Here is a 3,701-nt window from a genome sequence, read left to right on the forward strand (position 1 = left end):
CCACCGTTGTCTCTTACTTCTAAGTCTGCTGCTGGAACAGCGATTCCTGTTTCTCTAACCCAAGCTTGTGCTTCTGATTTTTCTAGAATCTCTGCATCTGTTCCATTCATTTCATTTTTCAAGATTACATAGTTATTTGCTTTGAATAAGTAGTCTTCTCCAACAATGATATCTCCTACCGTTACAATTCTTGTCTTGCTTACAGTATTATGATCATTATCTGTAACTGTATAAACGATTGGATATACTCCCTCTTCATTTACATTTACAGTTCCTGTTGGTCTAACAATTTTTGTAAGATCACCATCTTCTTTATCTGTTGCACTTACTCCATGTGTGTAGTCATACGTTCCACCCACTGGAATATTCATGTAAGCTGGTTCAACTGTTAATTCTGGCGCATTACCATTAATAACTGTTACATCTGCATCCACTTTTGTAGTTGGTTCTTCTACTACATGATATGTTGCTGAGTATGTTCCTACAGTAGATCCTACATCATGTGTAACCGCTACTTTTCCTTCACTCATATCATCACGTTTGAATGCTTTTGCTTTTGCTCTACTAATTAAGTCTGCGTTCGTTAATGCTTCTGCTTGGCTTCTTGTAAGTTGTACATGTTTCGCTACAATTGTGTACTCATCTCCATGATCGATGATATCTCCATCAATTACTTTGATTTTAACTTCTACTCTTGTCGCTTCTTCTTCACCTACATAGAATGTTGCTTTGTAGTCACCTTCTTCAGCCTTGAAGTTAGTTCCACTTGCATCTACTTTTACAGTTCCTGCACTTAAATCTTTTTTCTTAAATGCTTTTGCTGCTGCTTTATCGATTAATTTCGCATCACTTGTTATTGCTTTTGCTTCATCTACTGTCATTACGATGTTGCTAGCAACAAGTGTATATTTATCTCCATCATCGATTACATTTCCATCTACTACTTTTGCAGTTGGTTCAACTTTATCTTTTGCAGATGTTGCACCTTTCACTGAAATTGTTGTTTTGTAATCTCCAACTTCAGCTTTATAACCACCATTGTCTTTTACTTCTAAGTCTGCTTTTGGAACAGCGATTCCCGTTTCTTTAACCCAAGCTTGCGCTCCCGTTTTTTCTAAGATTTCTGCATCTGTTCCCTTAACATCTTTCTTCAAGATTACATAGTTACTTGCTTTGAATAAGTAGTCTTCTCCAACAATGATATCTCCTACCGCTACAATTCTTGTTTTCGTTGCAGTATTGTGGTCTTTATCTGTAACTGTATAAACGACTGGGTATACTCCCTCTTCATTTACATTTACAGTTCCTGATGATGTCACCTTACTAGTAAGATCACCATCTTCATCATCAATTGCACTTACTCCATATGTATTATCATATGTTCCACCTACTGGAATATTCATGTAGTCTGGTTCCACCGTTAAGCTTGGACCATTTCCTGTTACAACTGTTACATTGATTTCAACCTTTGTTGTTGGTTCTTCTGCTACATACAATGTTACTTTGTACACACCAGGTTCTGAATCAACTGTATATGGTTTTTCAATTGCTACAGTTGCTGCACTCATATCATCACGTTTGAATGCTTTTGCTTTCGCTCTACTAATTAAGTCATTATCAGTTAATGCTTCTGCTTGGCTTCTTGTAAGTTGTACATGTTTCGCTACAATTGTGTACTCATCTCCATGATCAATGATATCTCCATCCATTACTTTGATTTTAACTTCTACTCTTGTCGCTTCTTCTTCACCTACATAGAATGTTGCTTTGTAGTCACCTTCTTCAGCCTTGAAGTTAGTTCCACTTGCATCTACTTTTACAGTTCCTGCACTTAAGTCTTTTTTCTTAAATGCTTTTGCTGCTGCTTTATCGATTAATTTCGCATCACTTGTTATTGCTTTTGCTTCTTCTACTGTCATTACGATGTTGCTAGCAACAAGTGTATATTTATCTCCATCATCGATTACATTTCCATCTACTACTTTTGCAGTTGGTTCAACTTTATCTTTTGTCGATGTTGCACCTTTCACTGAAATTGTTGTTTTGTAATCTCCAACTTCAGCTTTATAACCACCGTTACTTCTTACTTCTAAATCTGCTTTTGGAACAGCGATTCCTGTTTCTTTAACCCAAGCTTGCGCTCCCGTTTTTTCTAGAATCTCTGCATCTGTTCCCTTAACATCTTTCTTCAAGATTACATAGTTACTTGCTTTGAATAAGTAGTCTTCACCTGGAATAATATCTCCTACGGTTACGACTCTTGTTTTCGTTGCAGTATTGTAATCTTTATCTGTAACTGTATAAACGATTGGGTATACTCCCTCTTCATTTACATTTACAGTTCCTGTTGATTTTACTTTGCTTGTAAGATCACCATCTTCATCATCAATTGCACTTACTCCATATGTATAATCATATGTTCCACCTACTGGAATATTCATGTAAGCTGGTTCAACCGTTAAGCTTGGACCATTTCCTGCTACAACTGTTACATTGATTTCAACCTTTGTTGTTGGTTCTTCTGCTACATACAATGTTACTTTGTATACACCAGGTTCTGAATCAACCGTATATGGTTTTTCAATCGCTACAGTTGCTGCACTCATATCATCACGTTTGAATGCTTTTGCTTTCGCTCTACTAATTAAGTCATTATCAGTTAATGCTTCTGCTTGACTTCTTGTAAGTTGTACATGTTTCGCTACAATTGTATATTCATCTCCATGATCGATGATATCTCCATCCATTACTTTGATTTTAACTTCTACTCTTGTTGCTTCTTCTTCACCTACATAGAATGTTGCTTTATAGTCACCTTCTTCAGCCTTGAAGTTAGTTCCACTTGCATCTACTTTTACAGTTCCTGCACTTAAATCTTTTTTCTTAAATGCTTTTGCTGCTGCTTTATCGATTAATTTTGCATCACTTGTTATTGCTTTTGCTTCATCTACTGTCATTACAATGTTGCTAGCAACAAGTGTATATTTATCTCCATCATCGATTACATTTCCATCTACTACTTTCGCAGTTGGTTCAACTTTATCTTTTGTCGATGTTGCACCTTTTACCGAAATAATTGTTTTGTAATCTCCTACTTCAGCTTTATAACCACCGTTACTTCTTACTTCTAAATCTGCTTTTGGAACAGCAATTCCTGTTTCTTTAACCCAAGCTTGCGCTCCCGTTTTTTCTAGGATCTCTGCATTTGTTCCCTTAACATCTTTCTTCAAGATTACATAGTTACTTGCTTTGAATAAGTAGTCTTCTCCAACAATGATATCTCCTACCGCTACAATTCTTGTTTTCGTTGCAGTATTGTGGTCTTTATCTGTAACTGTGTAAACGACTGGGTATACGCCCTCTTCATTTACATTTACCGTTCCTGTCGATGTTACTTTGCTTGTAAGATCACCATCTTCATTGTCAATGGCACTTACTCCATATGTATTATCATATGTTCCACCTAGTGGAATATTCATGTAGTCTGGTTCCACTGTTAAGGTTGGACCATTTCCTGATACGACTGTTACATTGATTTCAACCTTTGTTGTTGGCTCTTTTTCCACATAGAATGTTACTTTGTATACACCTGGTTCTGAATCAACTGTATATGGTTTTTCAATCGCTACAGTTGCTGCACTCATATCATCACGTTTGAATGCTTTTGCTTTCGCTCTACTAATTAAGTCATTATCAGTTAA

Annotated in this window: 1 protein-coding gene; it reads right to left on the reverse strand. The window is 36.3% G+C overall.

All coding sequences use genetic code 11. From position 1 onward, the window contains the following. Window positions 1-3,701, reverse strand: a 3,701-nt coding sequence (locus M2475_RS11290) for an immunoglobulin-like domain-containing protein (RefSeq protein WP_277491632.1), incomplete at both ends; no start/stop codon positions are given.

Origin of the sequence: Breznakia sp. PF5-3 (assembly GCF_029504745.1) — a bacterium.
Taxonomy (GTDB): Bacteria; Bacillota_I; Bacilli_A; order Erysipelotrichales; family Erysipelotrichaceae; genus Breznakia.